Source organism: [Bacillus] enclensis, from assembly GCF_001456935.1.
GTDB classification, from domain to species: domain Bacteria; phylum Bacillota; class Bacilli; order Bacillales; family Bacillaceae_B; genus Rossellomorea; species Rossellomorea enclensis.
Genome location: NZ_KQ758482.1, coordinates 429,105 through 446,785 on the forward strand (window position 1 = coordinate 429,105; position 17,681 = coordinate 446,785).

Here is a 17,681-nt window from a genome sequence, read left to right on the forward strand (position 1 = left end):
ATCTTACACTTCCGCAATCAATCAACCACTAAAGATCGAATACCTCACTCGTCTCATAACGCTAAATTTAAACTCTGCTCAGGGTCAGGTCCATAAAAACTATATTCCTTTCCCACCTCATATTCAACGCCTCACCAATATCCAAAGAACCAGAATAAATAGGCTGGCCAAGCTAGCACTCAGAGCAAAATTATGAAAAAGATCATAGACTATTAAACACACAACTCCCCATAAAATAATGTAATTTATAAGTGAGCCAAACCCGCGAGAACTAAATTTCTTCCGGAATAGATTAATCAAGATAAATAGAAGGATTAAAAAAGGGATGAACATTCCAATTTCATTCAGTACCTCACCCGCAATGCCCATGAATGTCAATTCTGAAAACGTTCCATCTGCAAGTGCAATTATTAGTGGTTTCCCATTGCTCTCAGCCGCTTTACCGAGAGAATTATGCATGCCGGCAATTGCATGGCCTTGACCATCCAAATAATAGCTGACGCCTATATGCCTCCCATAATTACCTACCAGATCTTCTGAAACGATATAATTCTCAACATGAAATCCGCAATTATTGTTGAACTGCTTCTCACTAATTAAATTCTCCAGATGAGGCCCCTTGGGATTTTTAAATCCTGGGGCGTTAAATGTTATACCACCGCTGACTTTCAGTGCTCCTTTCTTTTCATCCATAGAATAACCAGGAAGTTTTCCATCCTCTATTTCAAGGATTACTTTCTGGACAAGGAAGCCCCCAAGCGAATGCCCAGTTAAATAAACCTCTTTAATTCCTTTTGCTTCGGCTTGTTCTTTAACCGCATTCATAAACTCCTTCGCCTGGTTAACTTGTGTTGAAACATCTGTTTGCAGAACAACAGCTGCTAAGTCATATGAAATAGAACTGGTGTCATCTGTCCCCCTAAAAGATACAATCAGCGTATCTTCCTTTATAAATGCAGCACCCCAAAAACCAAGAGAGCTCCAAAATGACCCCTTATCTCCGTCTGCATTTAGAACGTACCAATCCTCCAAACCCTCTGAAAAATCGTTAACCCCTTTTTCCTCAAGCGCATCGTTGAATTCAGAAAATGTTATGTCCAACTCTTCATGGCTATCAAATAATGAGGCTACAGGCTTCCCTTTAACTGAGGAAGGATCATCAAAGTCAGCATAAGCCAGATGAGAAAATTTCAACGCGGTTTGAACTATTTCACCCGGTTCTCCTCTCACTTCCTGCCTGCAGGCATCTTCCGTACTCCCGTTTACTTGTTTTATGAGAACATAAGGTAATAGGAGTATTAAGCAAACAATCAATATTTTTTTCATCCTCTGAATAGCCCCTTACTCATCAGATTCTTGCTTTCTTATCGTTTATCCCTTTCGTAAAAGGCCGCACCCAGTACATCTTCCGGGAGGATCACTTCTAAATCGCTGTCATCTCCTGCCGCCAAGCGATCACTTTGATTCAATACGATTTTATCAACCTGGTTCCTCGCCCATCGACCGTTCCCTTTTGCTACTTCCGCTTGATACAGAGTCATTTGCCCCTTGATATATGTCAGGATAGCATCTTTTGTCTCTCCGGGAACCTTATAATCCCGATCCCTTAGTCCTTTTTCCAGAATGAAGTAGAGCGCTTCAGCGTCAAGACTCGGGAATGTGAAGCGATTTCGTATTCTTGAGTCGAAACCAGGGTTCGATTCCATCAACTGATCAATTTCATGATCATAGCCTGCAAGGATGACGACTACCTCTTTTCGGTGATTTTCCATTAAGGCAATCAGCGTATCAACGGCTTCCTGACCGAAATCATCACGTTCCCCCTGTACGAGCGAATACGCTTCATCGATAAATAAAACCCCGCCTTTTGCTTTTTCAAACGTCTCTTTCGTCCGTTCACTTGTATGGCCCACATATTTTCCAACAAAATCGCTGCGGGTCGCTTCGACGAAATGGCCTTTCTCAAGGACGCCGGAACCACTCAGGAACTTCCCAATGATCCTTGCCACCGTTGTTTTCCCTGTGCCCGGAGGACCCGTGAATGCCATATGGAGAGAACCAAGTTCAGATTTCAACCCTTTCTTCTCTCGTTCTTTCTGAATATAGATGAAATTCAAGATGCGCCTGACTTCATTTTTTAAATCATCGAGGCCCACCATATTTTCCAATTCCATCAATGCTTCATCACGCAGCCCCTTCATCCCTTCCTGATCCCGGCCGGCAAGCCTGTTCGTACCTGCCTTCTTGACGGTTTCGGGCTGAATGACCGTAACCTCATTCACATGTTCATGGCTGATGTAAATGCGATGCTGCTCAAGGATCCGCTCGCTGAAGGACCTTGCCCATCTCGCATTCCCCGCGATGACTCCCTTTTGTGCTGCTCGATTGATCTCCACCTCGATGGCTTCTTCGGACTCTTTCTCTAATCGGAAGGATGATGACTTGAGCATTGCGAGCGTAATTTCTTTCATTTCCTTCGGTGTATAATCCGGGAACTGAAAGAACTTTCCTATTCTCGATTCGAGACCGGGATTCATATCCAGGAACTTTTTCATTTCAAAGCTATAACCCGCGAAAATGAAAACGATCTCATCCCGGAGATCTTCCATTGCTTTAAGAATTACCTCAATTGCTTCAGAACCATAATCATTCTCTCCTCCATTGGCGAGGGCGTATGCTTCATCTATGAACAAGACTCCCCCTTTTGCCCTTTGAATCCATTTGTCTGTATCTTTCGCGGTGTCACCAATGTATCTTCCAACCAGATCTTTCCGTGACACCTCTATACATTTGTTTTCTTCTATATAGCCGAAGCTGTGCAAGATCTCAGCCATCAGCCTGGCTACTTCTGTTTTACCGGTTCCTGGCGGTCCTTCAAATACCATATGGAGAAGCGGCTTCTTTGTATGAATTCCTTGCTCTTCCAAACGTTTCTGTCCATTGAAACTCTGAACCATCGAATGGACTTCATTTTTAATGACCGATAATCCAATCAGTCGATCCAGCTTTTGGGAAAAATGTTGACCTTCAGCTAAATTGGTTGTCTTAACATAATTTTTGTTCTCATGTCTTTCCAAACTCTTTGACGGTTTTAATACTTCACCATTTGAATCCGTGTCGTTCAAGTCATCCTGATTTCTATGTGAATTTGTATTTTCAATTCGCTCTCGCTTGAACTTTTTCTTCCCTCCCGTGTAACCGAGTTCATCCAGGATGTCATGCCTGAGATCAAGTAGATAGCTCTTATACTCACTATCTTCCAGGAGTTGAAAAAGTTCATCAACAGGCTCATTAATCTCATTTATATATCTAGAAGCAGCAAATATTGCATCCTCTCTCGTCCTGTAACCTTCCCAATCTATTGCACCCAGTGCCAGGACATGATCAATGACCCAAAAGCCATGCTCGTTTTCTCTAACTGCCAGCGTCTCTTCAACCGGAATTCCTTCAACAGAATCAAACGATATTCCTAAATAGGTGTTATAAGAAATTCTTCCAGTATCGGGATCATAGGTAGTCATTACGTTTCCATTATCCACCACATCGACCTGAAAATTATCCCTGATGCTATGATATGATCGTTGTTTTTTTATAAAATCCCTTGTTTCCCACAGTGAAGAAGAAGGACTCTCACCAAGCTTGCGGGAAAGCTCATCCACTGCGCTCTCCGCATCCTCCAACTGATCCACAGCAAAAAGATCCTCTCCTTTGGATCCCATACGGAAACCCACCTGATAATATCCATTTGAATCATGTCTGATTGTATACGTGATTGTGTTGCTTCTTTTTCCAAATCCCTTAAATAACCCCATAAAAACCTCCTAATGCTTTTCGACTATCCCCTTACCTCATCCCAGTATATGAAGAACATATTTATAAAATCCTCTATACTCGTTGAATCCGTAATAATCGATACAAATTAAAAAGCATAGCTTCTTTTTACACATATATTCATTTTATTATAATTTTTGGAATTTTTATAGAACATATGTCACAAATTTTTTATGGAACTCTTTTAGGGAATCTTCTAGCGGAGCAGGAAAAGGTTTTTGAACCTTCCTGTGAAATAGGTTCGGTGATTAGAAGATTTTTCGTAGAAAACAGTGAGGGGTGATAATCAAAACTTCACTCTGAAAAGGTAAGAAGTAAAGGGACTGACCCCCCTCCACGTTAATACGTTAGCAGATCGGGGGTCAGGCCCCAATTTTCAGGAGAGTAGGATATTCATATGAAGCCACAAGTAAAAGCTTGGGAGTCCCCAAGCTTTTTTCGTGGCCATGCTCCTTATTGCCCTAATTCCTAACAACAGGAATCCACATTTCACCATATACCATTCCGTCTTGTTCTCCCATCACCACCGCTGTATTCGGAGCACCAACATACGATACCTCTGTTACTTCCATAAGGACTTCACCAAAGGCAATACCGGTAAGCTTGTTAGCCAGCTCTTCATCGGTACTCGCTTCCCCTTTGACAACGATGTATTCCCCTGCAGGAAATTGGATCAGTCTGGATGCCTCTGGCAACGACTCCTTTGTTATGACCCCGACATAGTGCATCATCTTGTTGTTCACTGCTTCATTTACTACAAAAAGATAGTCATTCGCGGCGACATTCTTCAGCTTATCGAGTCTTCCATCTTGATTGACGGCTTGCCAGAATTCTGCTTTTTCCTTATGAATACCTTCAAAGTCTCTGTAATCACTCTTAAGTTCTGTCCCCATACCTAAAACCATGAAGCTTTCTTTTTCTTCTAATAAATAATTTGCCATTTCAAATTTCCTCCTTAATAATTTGTTTTTTGACTTCCTGAGTTTATAATAGCATTGAATCATGTCAAAAAATGATACTGTTTAGGAGGGTCAAATGAAAAAAGTTGAACGGATCAATACCATCATGCGGTATATCAACAACCGATCCTACTTTACCATTTCAGAAATCATGCAGGAATTCAATATCTCCCGTTCGACTGCTATCCGTGATATCAGGGAAATTGAATCCATGGGGATGCCGCTGGAGTCAGAGGTTGGAAGAGATGGCGGGTATGCTGTCATGAACAACTCTGTCCTGCCTTCCATTCACTTTACCGATAGTGAAGTCAAAGCACTTTTTATAGCCTTCATGGCCTCAAGGAATCAACAGCTGCCCTATCTAAAAAGCCGGCAGTCGCTGGCAGAAAAATTACTCGGCCTGATACCGGATTATCAGCAAGAAAGCCTGGTTCTGTTAAATCAAATCCTGCTATTCGAAGGGACCAATCCCAGTAATCCTGATTTACTTGACCTGACAGACCTCCCTCACCCGATGTTAGAAAAGCTCATCCAACTGCTTCTGATGGATAACCATTTATTACTCACCATTAAAGAGGAGAAGTCCATAAAGGCTTATCCCATTTTTATCTTGCATCTTTATCGTGAAAAGAGCATTTGGCTAATAGAAGGATTTGACTTAAAAGAAGAAAAAAAGAGGGTCTTTCCAGTTGACCACCTTACCAATGTAGAGCCATATCACACGAATAAACGAGTAACTAAGAAGAAGGTTCTGGAAAAACTAAGTAAGCAGAAAGAAATGATCAACCTTGTCATCGAATTGGGTCCTAATGCAGTCGCCCAGTTCAAGAAATACCATCCATTTAAATTCTCCATTTCCTATACGAATCCCTACCAGGCCACAGCCATACTGAAGGCTTTCATCAACGTTACTATGCCCGAAGAATTAACCGATATGATCAATTGGCTGCTTTTCCTTGGGGAGGATATCAAGTTCAAGGAAGTGCCGGATGAAGTCTTAACCGGTTTAGAAGAGAGATTGCGGGTAATCAGCAGAGGTCGATGATTTCATCGGCAAGTTCCTTCACAGGCCATTGAAGTTCAGGGTCTGCCTCCCTTCCCACGTTAATGGGGGGCAGTCCCCCATTTTTTAATGAGAAACTAGAGTATCCCCTGCTACCTTAAATCAATCGTCTCCCTTATCAAAGCACTCCTCACAAATAAACCTGCCTTCATTTTTCAAATACGCTTTAATCTCAGTCATCCCTTTATGCTTCGGATAACGCATCTTCACATACACCACATCATCGCCCTTGATTTCTTTACTGCAGATAGAACATTGGGGTTTATTACCGAACACGATTGGCACCTCCACTATAATTCTCGCTTCATTGCTTTAATCAAAAGATATACTCGAAGAAGAAGACGACTCATCCGCCTTCACACAATCAATCGCAATCACCAGTGCAATCACAATCGTCTCCATCTCTTCATCCAGCACCTGCACCCTGTAGCTGTCGCCCCAGCTGAACCACTTCTTATCCACTTCACCTACTACCTTGCCATGCTGCAATACCTGAAAGTTCATATCCCACCAGTTACCGCGCACTTCAATGCCTGCCGCATCGATCGTATAGCGTGCTTTTAAAAAGGAGAATTCCTTCTTGATCGTCACTACATCCTGCCCATTGACCTCAACGTAGAACTTCGGCAAGAAGCTGAATACCTTTTTCGTGATGAGTGCAACTTCGTCCCTGCTTGCATTCAATATGGAGAACGTCTTCGGGACCTTCATGAAGCTTCCCTCCACATAATAACGGTCCTTCTCCTCCTGATCCTTCACCGTGAATTTCCCGCTGAGACTGAATACCTTTTGCTTTATATAAAGTTCTTTCATATAAGTGCCTCCCGTTTTTACGTCTTTCTTTATTTACGGTTGAGATGGGATTTGGTTCCAATTTTTTCATGGTGTGTTTATAAATAAATAGAAGCGCAGGCTTGCTCCCCGCGCTTCCTTGTATACTTATTTAATTTTCTTCTTTCACATCGAGGGGGATAAATGTGTCCATGTTAAGGGCTGGTCAATTATTAGTCGTGAGTATGATAAATATAAGCACAGTTAGCAGTAATGATATGGAAAGTGATATCATTACTGCCGGGATTTTAATTGTTAAATTATTCTTACTATCTGGAGGAGAGCTGAACACCTTATATAAACAAAATATCAAAAGTGCCACACTTATTATTAAAATAGTCCACAAAGATAAGCTTGTATTCATTTCCCCCAACCCTCTCCTTCATTAACGAAAGACGATCATATTCAGTTATATCCCCTTATTTGGAACAATTAAACAGTTTAAACCCAGCAGAGATTCTAGAGGAACATCTCCAACTCACCACGTTAATTGGATGGCAATTAGATTATTTCCTACAAACCATTCAATGATAACCGCCTAGTTTTTAAGGCATTCTTCCGGATCGATGGCAATGGGTTTCCAGACTCCCGCAGCATCCATTTTAAATTGAGAAATCAATACATCCGTATCATTCGTTAATTGATAAAATACAAACCGGTAATCGGCTCCATCCGTGCCGATGAAATCAATGATTTTGACGTACCCATCTTGTTTGACATGCAGCTGTTTTTTGACCAGCTTGCACCAGTCTCCGTACATAATGCCGACGACGGCTTCCGCATCATGCTGCCACAGGTGATAGGCTGCACACAGGAAGTTCTCTCCGTATAATCTCATGTGGTCGATTTTATAAAGATTATGAACCTTCTTCAATTGGATATAGCCGTAATAATAAGCAAAATAGGTGACACCCTTTGATGAACCTTCGATGCTTTCTAGTTCGATGAAATAGGATACGGTGTCTCCATCATCTGGGAGTCTATTCATCTTAATTAAATTCAGATGCCCGATCCCGGCAAACGATTGGAGATAATCATGATAGGAAACCCTTTTTTGATAGTCGTCAGTGAAAAAATTGTAAGCAACAGGAAAGGGCAGCTTTGCCATCCCCACCGTTCCGCACCCGCCCATCTGCTTATCAGTGAGATTTTCTGCCTCTCTTAAAATACTAAAATAATGTAAGATCGTTTCATCAGCAGTGCGGGTCAATGCAGCAGGGAGTTTCACTTCCTTATAGCTTTTTTCATAATAGGGATCAAAAAATTGAAAGTCCTTGAGAAGAGTATTTTTAATGGGGATGCAGGAAGGACGGAAATATTTTTCAAGATCACTGGTACGTACGGGCGAAGACTCTCCTCGTTCAACCGGCTGGCCAAATTGTTGAGGTTCGTATTGGGCCCCCATAACGAGGGTCCATTTCTCTTTACGTGTACGAGGAAAAATCCCCATTATCCAACTTGTAAGCTTCTTCATTCAGCCTCCCACCTTCAAGAAAATACTGTTTTACCTTATTCATTTAGTGGGAAGATTATGAGCCAAGGGGACAGGTACAATGACCCTTCCTCATTTATCTTACTACCTAAAAAAAACCAGGGGACCTGTCCCCTTGGCTCAAACACGTCGAATTACCTAAAGTTGTTGGAGATTCTAAATACAAACAGGTGACTGATGATTGGTTGGAATAGTGATTGTAGATAAACATAAAACTGAGGAAGTTATATGGAGCGTTTGCTGAACAAGCACCATAATGTCGTTTACATGATATGCACCCCAAAACGGAACAGTATACAATGAGTGTGGGTATATATCATCAACCGCCAATATAGGACATTTCAATTTTCCTGGATTTTTGACTTTCTTCAGTTCTGATTTCAGAATAACGATCGTCACGTTTTTCCCATACACCCCTGATTGCTTGCTTCAGTTCCTCATCAGAGGCATTCCCTCGAACCATTTCCTTTAAATCAAACCCACTTTGAGCAAACAGGCAGGTGAAGAGCTTACCATCTGTTGACAGCCTTGCCCGAGTGCAACTGGAACAGAAACTTTCTGTCACGGAAGAAATAAATCCTACTTCAGTGTCGGTTCCGGCATAACGATACCTTTTTGCCACTTCTCCAAAATAACCAGGCTCAACAGATTCTAATGGGTAATGACTATTTATTAAATCATGAATCTCCTTCTTACTGATAACATCTTTATAATTCCAGCCGTTTGTGGTTCCAACATCCATAAACTCAATAAATCGAAGGGTAATGCCTTCCTTTTTAAAATAATGGACCATTGGCATGATTTCATCGTCGCTTAAACCTTTTTTCACTACCATATTCACTTTTACTTCCAGGCCTTCTTGTTGAGCAGCTTTAATCCCATCTAATACCGGCTGTACTCCCCTTCCCATATCGTTGATTTTCTTAAACACTTTATCATTCAGGGAGTCCAGGCTCACATTGACCCTTGTAAGGCCAGCTTCTTTCAATTGTTTGGCATACTTCGGAAGGAATACTCCATTTGTGGTTAAGGCGATATCTTCTATTCCTGATACTTTATATAAGCTTTCAATTAAATCGGGTAAATTTTTTCTGAGCAGGGGCTCCCCACCTGTGAGCCTGATTTTTTCAACACCAAATTCAGAAAAAATGCCTGCTAAACGAGTGATTTCCTCAAAAGAAAGGATTTCTTCTCTTTCTAAAAATGGATAGTCTGCACCAAAAATTTCTTTCGGCATGCAATATCTGCAGCGGAAATTACATCGATCCGTTACAGAAATCCTCAAATCACGAAGAGATCTGGCTCGCTTATCTACTAAATGTTCCATGCATTGCTCACTCCAATTAGGTATATCCTCTTTTCTGCCTATTCGATTCTCTTATTTTATATAAGTATCAAAGTCTTTCTTTGTATTAATATTATGAAACGCTTCAATTTCTCCAACTTCTTCTTCACTTAAGTAGAGTACAGAGAAGCCTTTCAATACATTACCCATTTTGTAGTCTTCACTAACAAGCAGACAGTAGATTTTCTCCTTAACAGTATCCCGGTACACAGCTAATAAAGGTTGAAGCTTACCATTGATGATTGGAACGATCGCATCATATCTTGTGTCAATTTTACTTACTAATCGATTGACTAAGCTGCTTGTCACCAGTGGAACATCTATAGGCAGTATGACGTACCATTCCGCTTTATACTTACTCATGGCAGTATAGATCCCCCCTAAAGGTCCGCATCCTTGGAATTCTTCTAAATCCTCTGTCACCTGTATGTTTGGTAAACCATTGAATTGGGAGAATAAAGCTGCGCTTGTTACAATGATAACCTCATCGGTGATTGAAGAAACCGCTTGTAAGGAATGCTGAAAAAATGGCTTTCCTTTGTATAGTGAAAAAGCCTTGTCACTTCCAAATCGTTTGGATTGGCCGCCGGCCACAATTACTCCGGCTATTTTACTATCACGCATAATCATCCTCCTTAGTTTGAAAGAGCTTTCTGAACCCACTTAAGATACCAATGTGAAAATTCTTTCATCTTGTCTTTCGAAAAATAGGCGATGGTGTCCTTTTGATTTTCAATAGGGAAAGGTGCTATCACCGCAATCACATTCTCGACTTCCTGAAGGATTCGATCATCACTCCGCTCGCGGAGAAGGACCACCTTTGGGTATCGTTCCTTTTTAAATCCCTCACATATAATTAAATCCGTTTTAATATAAGAATAAAATGAGAGAATGTCATCAAGCTTCCATTCCTTTCTCGAAATGGATAACTGGAGCACTCCATCACCTTCTACACCTGATATCTCTGCCCCTGCCTGCTGATGAAAAGTACTATCGGTATTTTCAACCGTATCCGGTTTTCCCCCATGTCCATGATGCTTGCAGGAAGAAACAGAAATTCCAAATTCAGAAGCCCATTTGATCATGTTACAAACTAAGGAAGTCTTCCCGCTATTTTTAAACCCCACTACCTGCAGGACCGGAATATCATTGAACAAATCCCTACACCTCTTTCCATTCAAGTTTTACTTTCCATTTAAATACGATTACACTAACAACAGAGGTGAAAACAATGTCCAAATTTACTCATTTTAATGAAGAGGGAAGAGCGAAAATGGTGGATATATCCAGTAAGGATGAAACCGTCAGAACGGCGATTGCCCTCTCATCTATTCAAGTTAATAAAGATATTTATCAAAAAATAGTAGACCATGATTTTAAAAAAGGCGATGTGCTTGGTGTGGCTCAAGTTGCCGGAATAATGGCAGCAAAACAAACAGCTACTATTATTCCTATGTGCCACCCAATTCCAATCAGCAGTGTAAATATATCTTTTACATGGAAAGAAATAAGTGAAGCTGCATACGATTTGCATATTACTTCAGAAGTGAAAACGAAAGGGAGCACAGGGGTTGAAATGGAAGCTTTGACTGCCGCCGCTGCTACAGCCCTTTGCGTGTATGATATGTGCAAATCCGTAGATAAAGGCATGATTATCGGTCCAACATACTTGCAGCATAAATCGGGTGGGAAAAACGGCGATTTCAACCGGGAACAGCTCTAATCCCTGCTTTATTATGAATCCCACAGTCCTGATGAAATCTAAGATTTACTGTTATGTATATCAGGGCCGGCCGTTGATTCGATTTACAAAAAAGAGAAAGATGAAAGAAATAGCAATGCTTATTCCTACGTATTTCCAAGCTAAACTGTCTTCTCCTGATTCTATAGCTACGTAGATGGCAGTTGAGATGGTTTTTGTTTTCCCTGGAATGTTACCGGCAAACATTAACGTTGCCCCAAATTCCCCCAATGCCCTTGTGAAGCTTAATATCGCTCCTGTGAGCAAGGATCTGCTTGCGAGCGGGATCGAAACATACATGAGTACCTTTGCCTCTGAGGCCCCATCCACCCGCGAAGCTGCTTCGATATCTCCATCAATGCTTAAAAATCCTGCTTTTGCTGATTGATACATTAATGGAAAAGCTACAACGACGGCTGCAACTATGGCGGCGTATGGTGTAAACAAAATCGTTTCCCCCATGACCTTTTCTATTCCTCTCCCTATCGGACTATTGATCCCAAACATAATCAACAGGATAAATCCAATGACTGAAGGCGGCAATACCAACGGGAGAATGAAAAGAGTTTCCAAAAAGGTTTTTCCACGAAAGTTGATCCGGGAGTATTTATGTGAGAGCAGTACTGAAACAATGAAAGTAAAAATAGTTGATGCTCCTGCTACCAAAAGGGAAAGCTTGATAGGGAACCAAAATGATTCCATTCTAATATCCACCTACTTTTTACATATTACCCTTTCGTAAATCCAAATTTTTCAAAGGTTTCTTTTCTTTTGTCATCTATTACAAATTTGGTAAAAACAGCAGCTTCTTTAGGATGTTTGCTTTTTTGCAATACGCCCGCATAATAACCAATCCTTGAATACAGGGAGGGATTTATCAACTGGATTGATTTCACCTTTTCGCTGACCATTAAATCACTAGCATAAACCACCCCTAAAGACACAGACTGATTTTCTACCAGTGTAAGAACACCTCTTACATCTTTGGAGAATACAAGCTGATCCTTTACCTTGTTCCATTTATTCATTCCTATTAATGCCTCTTTAGCATAGCTTCCTGCCGGTACAAATTCCGGATTTCCAATGGCAAGCTTATTCTTGGAAGGGGAAAGACCATCAAGGCTGGATATGGTGCTGGATTTAGGAGCGATTATCACTAATCGATTTGTTAAGAACTCTCCTCCCAAGTTTGAATCGATAAATCCTCGGTCTACCAATCTTTCATAATCTTTTTTTGATGCAGAAAGAAAAACATCACTCGGGGCTCCTTGTTCCACTTGTTTTCTTAAGGCCCCCGTACCACCAAAGTTAAAGACGATATGAATATCAGGGTGTTCTTTTTCGAAATCCTTCTTTACCTCCATCATACTATCTTTAAGGCTGGCAGCTGCTGATATGGTCAGAGTAACCTTATTCTTATCTTTAGGAGCACATCCAGTTAAGAGCAGCATAATGGAAAGAATGGTCAGTATCTTTTTTCTCTTCATTTTTTCTTTCTACCTCAAATCTTTTGTCATTTCATTTGCAATATGACCTATTTCGGGAATGATTAATTGTTCCATCGCAAGCTTTACAGCACCGGATGAGCCCGGCATCGAAAAAATAATCGTGTTATTGGAAATTCCTGCAATCGCCCTTGAAAGAATGGCAGCCGAACCAATATCATCCCGATAACTTAAAAAGCGGAAAATCTCACCAAACCCTACCAATTCTTTATCCAATAAAGCTTTTACTGCTTCTATCGTAACATCTCTATTGCTTATCCCGGTTCCACCGTTTAATAAAACCGCCTGTATTTGATTGTTATGTATTGCTTTTTCCAGTGAAGCATTTATGAGAGTTTTTTCATCTTTTATAATTTCATAATCAGCCACTTCATGTCCGGATCGTTGGAGTAATTCCATAAGGAGCCCTCCGCTTTTATCCGTTTCTTTTGTTCTCGTATCGCTTACTGTTATAACTTTGCATGTAACTTTTTTAGTCGATGCTTTTCTATGCTCCTGCAGCACTGGATTCTCCCCCTTTTTTAATGCTGTTTTGGAAAAACTGTGGTCTTGGGAATGCCGTTTTTCTGCCATCCCCTCGGTAAGCGAGCATCCTGCAACTACTTCCTTCTGTAAGATAACAGCAGCCTTTGCGAAAAGGTCCTATCAATCATGCTTATCCTCCGCTGACCGGGGGGATGAACGCAACAACGTCTCCTGAAGAAATCACTTCATCCTCAAGGGCATATTGTTCATTGACGGCCACCATAACTCCATCTAAACGGGAAAGATGATAATCGTTGATCATCAGTTCCTTTATCTCTTTTACGGTTAGATCCCCTTTGTCAATAGACACTTCTTGTTGACCTGCTTCTTCCTGTAAATGGGCAAAAAGCAATACTTTAATCATCAGCTGCACTCCCTTTCATCGGTTTCCCGTTAGAATATTCCACCTGCTGAAGTTGATCTCCTATCCACAGTTCTCCATCTTCCCAATGTTCTTTTTTCCAAATAGGAACAATCTTTTTAATCTGTTCGATCACAAATTCATTTGCTTCATATGCCGCTTTCCGGTGGGGAGAGGATACGGCTATGACCACTGCAAGATCAGATATTTCAAGCCTGCCCACTCGATGGGTGATAGCAACCTTCGCAGTCGGCCATTTTCCCTTCACCTGCTCCCCGATTTCCGCCAGCTTCTTTACCGCCATCGATTCATATGCTTGATACTCTAAGTACAGTGTTTTTCTGCCTTTTGTCCATTCTCTAACGGTACCGCAAAATATGGTCACGGCTCCGGCATCTCTGCTTTCAACTTTCGCAGATACCTTTTCTGGCTTAATAGGAACATCTGTCACTTCAAATAGCTCTTCACTCACGATGCTGCATCCTTTCTTCACTTCCTATTGATTTCTGGAATAGATTATTAACAGAAAAACTGCCCTGTTGGTCTTCCAACAGTAGCACCTTTACTGGCATGCCTTGTTTATACCCCCTTGTTCCACCAGGAAGCACAATTAGAACATTGGCTGAGGCTAATGAGGAAACGACACCTGACTTATCGAGACCAGTAGGCTTGGCGACCACTCTTCCGTCTGAAAACGTCATCTCCCCCCTGACAAACCGGGTAAATGGATTTGGTTTTGGAAAATCCACACCAAGCACCGCTTCTTCATTTCTTACAAAAAGATTAGGACATTGTAAGAAACCTCTCATAACCGGTCGAACGAATAATTCAAAACCTACATAGCAAGCAGATGGATTTCCAGATAATCCGAACAGCAGCTTCCCATCCTTTTCAGCAACTGTCGTGACACTTCCCGGCCGCATCCCTACTTTATTAAATAAAACATTGGCTCCAAGTTTTTGATAAATCTCCGGCAGGTAATCATAATCCCCGACTGATACACCACCTGTTGTGATGAGAAAGTCAACCTCTTGCAGGGCACTTCTCACATGTTGAAAGCAGAGGTCCAAATCATCGCTTAATTGCCCCAAGAGAATACCTTCGCCCCCTGCGCGTTCAATCTGAGAGAGAATCATATATGAATTACTATTGCGGATTTTCCCAGGCTGAAGGGGTTCATCGATTGCCAGCAATTCACTTCCGGTAGCTAAGACGCCTACTTTCGGTTTCCTGCTGACAGGTACTTTTTTATAGCCGAAAGTGGCGAGAAGTGCAGCAATTCCAGGATTGATATGGGATCCTTTTTCAGCCAGTATAGTCCCCTTTTTAGTATCCTCACCCCGAAAGGAAATATTGTCACCGCCACTAAACGACCGGTTGACCGTAATAAATGCTCTTCCGTCTTTTTCAATGTTTTTCACCAATTCAAGCATGACAACTGCGTTACATCCCTCCGGAATAGGTGCGCCTGTCATGATCCTGACTGCTTGGTTTTCTTTTATTGGCTGATTGTACACACTTCCTGCTCCAATTTCGGAAACAACCTCCAGATGAACAGGAGTCTCCCGGGACGCATATGTAGTATCTTCCGCTCTTATCGCAAATCCATCATACGGGGACCGGTCAAATAGAGGGACATCATGATCTGCAAGCAGATTGTCTCCCAGTACTCTGCCATAGGCATCCTCTATGGCTATTGATTCTGTGCTTCCTTTCTTTTTATACCTTAGTACACGGTCTATGGCTTCTTCTACCTTGATGGGTGTTCGACTTTCTAACATCGGCTGCCTCCATTCTCTTATCCGATAAAGCGATGATATATGTTTTTAGCTTCGTTCATATCATTGGTTCCATGAATAAATGTTCGTCCATCATGAAAAAACACAATTCTATAAGGATCGTATGTAAATGAAAGTAAATAAGGATTACGTTTAATATCACCGAGCCCCTCTAAGTTTCTTTCGATTTCATTTAATGAAAGTTTAATATGCGGCGATCTGATCTGAACCGTATCCCTTCCACAAAGAACCGTCGTTTTGGTGCGGTTTTCATATTGTAAATATGGATAAACAGGTTTATCACCACAGGTAGGACACTCATCTTTTTTAGCCTTTGATACTTTCATATGATAGGATTGATTGCCCCATAAATCGAAGGTTAATACTCCTTCTCTCAATGATTGATGATCATCTGCCAAGAGCTTTAGGACTTCTGTTGTTTGATAGGCGGCTGTCATTTGCACAGCAGGAGCTATGATACCGGAAGAATCACATGTCCCTCCTGATATCGGAAAGGATTCTGTTAAGCAATTTAAGCACGGCGTCTTTCCCGGAAGAATGGTATAGCTCATCCCTGAACTTCCGACACAAGATCCATAAATCCAAGGAATCTGATATTTAATAGAGATGTCATTTATAATAAAACGAATATCAAAGTTATCCGTGCAATCCAACAAAATATCTGCATCCTTTACCAGCTCTGCCAGCATTTCTGCATCAGCTTCTGCTACATAGGCGGTGATATGGGTTTCTGAGTTAATCTCGTTCAATCTATTTTTTGCAGCAACCGCTTTAGGTAAACCCTCCATCGCATCTTTCTCTGTATATAACTGCTGACGATGAAGATTGCTCATCTCAACATAATCCCGATCGATTATAGTCAATCTGCCAATTCCGGCTCTTACAAGAGATTCTGCATTGACAGATCCCAAAGCGCCGGCCCCGATAATGATTACATGTTTTTTAGCTATTTTTTCCTGCCCGGCTTCTCCAAGCGGTTTAAACAGCTTTTGACGGGAATATCTATCACTCATTTTAGCATCTGCCCCTTTTCAGACTCTATCAACGTTAGTGTTTTAAGTATATATGGGAAAAACGCTCTTCTTATCCTGCGGAGTCTTTCCATCCCTTTATCCTCAACACTATCATTTAATCGAACTATTTTAAAAATAGAGAATCATAGAAACATTATTTTTTACCCCAAACGGTTCACTTATATTCGTATACGCACTTAATTTTTTATTAACTAGTAGAAAACCTCCCTGCTTGTTTAAAGAACAAAAAACGAATGGGTATATATTAAATATGAAACAATTTTTTAAAAAATTTTAAATTTTATGTTTTCCCTTCCTTCCTAATAGGGAAAGCAAAAGATGATGATGTTATTTTTACATAAGGGAGGGTGTGCTGTTGGAGGACAAAAGTATTCTGACCCGTGCTGTCCGCAAATATGAAAACGGAGTCTTTTTTGACGAAGTCGATGAGGTAGCAGCTGAATTCCCGCTTACCCTACGATTAAATGGAGAAGAATGGGCGACAATGGTCTGCACTCCTTCCAACCTGGAGGAAATGGTCGTGGGATTCCTTGCTTCCGAGGGGATTATTCGCCGCTATAAGGAAATAACCAGTCTCTCCATCGATCGTGAAAAAGGGTTTGCCTATATTGAAATTGACAAACTGCCTGAAGACAGAGCAAAAAATACTTCAAAACGATTTATTGGTTCCTGCTGCGGAAAAAGCAGACAATTCTATTTTACAAACGATATGCTTACAGCCAAAACGATTACGGCCAAAACAGAGCTTACCGCTCTCCAAGCCATCCATCACATGCAAGAGCTTCAAAATCATTCCGAGGAGTTTCAGAGAACCGGAGGAATGCATAATGCAGCTATTTGCAGCAGCACCGGCTTAATCCAATGTTATCAGGATATCGGAAGACATAACGCACTGGATAAGCTTTATGGATACTGCCTCATGAATCACATTCCAGTTAAAGATAAGGTCATTGCTTTCAGTGGCAGAATCTCTTCGGAAGTGCTGCTGAAGATTTCCAAAATGGGGATCGGCATTCTGCTTTCTAAGTCCGCCCCTACTAATCTTGCATTAGAATTAGCAGATGATTTAGGAATCACAGCCATTGGATTTATCAGAGGAAACCGAATGAATGTATACACCCATCCTGAAAGAATCACGGAGGCAGTCTTACATCCATCGGAAACCATCTAAACTTGTTGAGCAGGGGAGTTTTAA

The 17,681-nt window shown here is 41.3% G+C and carries 20 protein-coding genes; 4 read left to right on the plus strand and 16 right to left on the minus strand.

What is annotated here, in order from left to right:
- Positions 1-123: 123 nt before the first annotated feature.
- The 3 genes from AS034_RS02055 to AS034_RS02065 all read right to left on the minus strand — a co-directional run bounded on the left by AS034_RS02055 (position 124) and on the right by AS034_RS02065 (position 4,772).
- Positions 124-1,326: an Mbeg1-like protein gene (locus tag AS034_RS02055; protein WP_058297323.1), complete on the minus strand. Its 1,203-nt coding sequence runs from the start codon at positions 1,324-1,326 to the stop codon at positions 124-126.
- Positions 1,327-1,364: 38 nt separating this feature from the next.
- Positions 1,365-3,812, minus strand: coding sequence for an AAA family ATPase (locus AS034_RS02060; RefSeq protein WP_058297324.1), 2,448 nt, complete (start codon positions 3,810-3,812; stop codon positions 1,365-1,367).
- Positions 3,813-4,292: 480 nt separating this feature from the next.
- Positions 4,293-4,772 (minus strand): GyrI-like domain-containing protein, encoded by a 480-nt coding sequence (locus tag AS034_RS02065; protein ID WP_058297325.1) that lies wholly within the window; start codon positions 4,770-4,772, stop codon positions 4,293-4,295.
- A gap of 94 nt (positions 4,773-4,866) precedes the next feature.
- On the opposite strand from AS034_RS02065, the gene AS034_RS02070 reads away from it, so the two are divergent.
- Positions 4,867-5,835 (plus strand): helix-turn-helix transcriptional regulator, encoded by a 969-nt coding sequence (locus AS034_RS02070; RefSeq protein ID WP_058297326.1) that lies wholly within the window; start codon positions 4,867-4,869, stop codon positions 5,833-5,835.
- Positions 5,836-5,955: 120 nt separating this feature from the next.
- On the opposite strand, the gene AS034_RS02075 is transcribed toward AS034_RS02070, so the two are convergent.
- Positions 5,956-6,129: a hypothetical protein gene (locus tag AS034_RS02075; RefSeq protein WP_058297327.1), complete on the minus strand. Its 174-nt coding sequence runs from the start codon at positions 6,127-6,129 to the stop codon at positions 5,956-5,958.
- A gap of 36 nt (positions 6,130-6,165) precedes the next feature.
- Entirely contained in the window at positions 6,166-6,666 is a 501-nt protein-coding gene (locus AS034_RS02080) for an LURP-one-related/scramblase family protein (protein ID WP_058297328.1), read from the minus strand.
- Between the two features lie 164 nt (positions 6,667-6,830).
- Here AS034_RS02080 and AS034_RS02085 point away from each other — a divergent pair, with 164 nt between their 5' ends.
- The gene (locus AS034_RS02085) at positions 6,831-7,073 is read left to right on the plus strand and encodes a hypothetical protein (protein ID WP_141687647.1); all 243 of its coding nucleotides are present in this window, start codon (positions 6,831-6,833) and stop codon (positions 7,071-7,073) included.
- Between the two features lie 149 nt (positions 7,074-7,222).
- Here the strand turns inward: AS034_RS02085 and AS034_RS02090 are convergent, their stop codons facing one another.
- The 4 genes from AS034_RS02090 to mobB all read right to left on the minus strand — a co-directional run bounded on the left by AS034_RS02090 (position 7,223) and on the right by mobB (position 10,678).
- Complete coding sequence (locus tag AS034_RS02090; RefSeq protein ID WP_058297330.1) at positions 7,223-8,158, minus strand: hypothetical protein; 936 nt, start codon at positions 8,156-8,158, stop codon at positions 7,223-7,225.
- Between the two features lie 337 nt (positions 8,159-8,495).
- A complete protein-coding gene (gene moaA / locus AS034_RS02095) occupies positions 8,496-9,503 on the minus strand; it encodes a GTP 3',8-cyclase MoaA (protein WP_058297331.1) in 1,008 nt (335 codons plus the stop codon).
- Positions 9,504-9,554: 51 nt separating this feature from the next.
- Entirely contained in the window at positions 9,555-10,145 is a 591-nt protein-coding gene (locus AS034_RS02100; protein WP_058297332.1) for a molybdenum cofactor guanylyltransferase, read from the minus strand.
- Between the two features lie 11 nt (positions 10,146-10,156).
- A complete protein-coding gene (mobB, locus tag AS034_RS02105) occupies positions 10,157-10,678 on the minus strand; it encodes a molybdopterin-guanine dinucleotide biosynthesis protein B (protein ID WP_058297333.1) in 522 nt (173 codons plus the stop codon).
- A gap of 74 nt (positions 10,679-10,752) precedes the next feature.
- Between mobB and moaC the strand changes: the two genes are divergently transcribed.
- Positions 10,753-11,244 (plus strand): cyclic pyranopterin monophosphate synthase MoaC, encoded by a 492-nt coding sequence (moaC, locus tag AS034_RS02110; protein WP_058297334.1) that lies wholly within the window; start codon positions 10,753-10,755, stop codon positions 11,242-11,244.
- 60 nt (positions 11,245-11,304) lie between these two features.
- Here moaC and modB read toward each other — a convergent pair whose 3' ends face one another.
- From modB to AS034_RS02145, 7 genes are all read right to left on the minus strand, one after another.
- Positions 11,305-11,964 (minus strand): molybdate ABC transporter permease subunit, encoded by a 660-nt coding sequence (gene modB, locus AS034_RS02115; RefSeq protein ID WP_058297335.1) that lies wholly within the window; start codon positions 11,962-11,964, stop codon positions 11,305-11,307.
- Positions 11,965-11,990: 26 nt separating this feature from the next.
- Positions 11,991-12,749 (minus strand): molybdate ABC transporter substrate-binding protein, encoded by a 759-nt coding sequence (gene modA, locus AS034_RS02120; protein ID WP_058297336.1) that lies wholly within the window; start codon positions 12,747-12,749, stop codon positions 11,991-11,993.
- Between the two features lie 9 nt (positions 12,750-12,758).
- Complete coding sequence (locus tag AS034_RS02125) at positions 12,759-13,271, minus strand: MogA/MoaB family molybdenum cofactor biosynthesis protein (protein ID WP_058298066.1); 513 nt, start codon at positions 13,269-13,271, stop codon at positions 12,759-12,761.
- Positions 13,272-13,422: 151 nt separating this feature from the next.
- Positions 13,423-13,656 carry a molybdopterin converting factor subunit 1 gene (moaD, locus tag AS034_RS02130; RefSeq protein WP_058297337.1) on the minus strand — a complete coding sequence of 78 codons (234 nt, stop codon included), beginning with the start codon at positions 13,654-13,656 and terminating at the stop codon, positions 13,423-13,425.
- Complete coding sequence (locus AS034_RS02135) at positions 13,649-14,125, minus strand: molybdenum cofactor biosynthesis protein MoaE (RefSeq protein ID WP_058297338.1); 477 nt, start codon at positions 14,123-14,125, stop codon at positions 13,649-13,651. The genes moaD and AS034_RS02135 overlap by 8 nt, the downstream gene beginning before the upstream one ends.
- Entirely contained in the window at positions 14,118-15,434 is a 1,317-nt protein-coding gene (locus AS034_RS02140) for a molybdopterin molybdotransferase MoeA (protein ID WP_058297339.1), read from the minus strand. The genes AS034_RS02135 and AS034_RS02140 overlap by 8 nt, the downstream gene beginning before the upstream one ends.
- A gap of 17 nt (positions 15,435-15,451) precedes the next feature.
- Positions 15,452-16,465 carry a MoeB/ThiF family adenylyltransferase gene (locus AS034_RS02145; RefSeq protein ID WP_058297340.1) on the minus strand — a complete coding sequence of 338 codons (1,014 nt, stop codon included), beginning with the start codon at positions 16,463-16,465 and terminating at the stop codon, positions 15,452-15,454.
- 376 nt (positions 16,466-16,841) lie between these two features.
- Here AS034_RS02145 and fdhD point away from each other — a divergent pair, with 376 nt between their 5' ends.
- On the plus strand, positions 16,842-17,657 hold the full coding sequence (gene fdhD / locus AS034_RS02150; RefSeq protein ID WP_058297341.1) for a formate dehydrogenase accessory sulfurtransferase FdhD: 816 nt from the start codon (positions 16,842-16,844) through the stop codon (positions 17,655-17,657).
- The last annotated feature ends 24 nt before the right edge of the window (positions 17,658-17,681 follow it).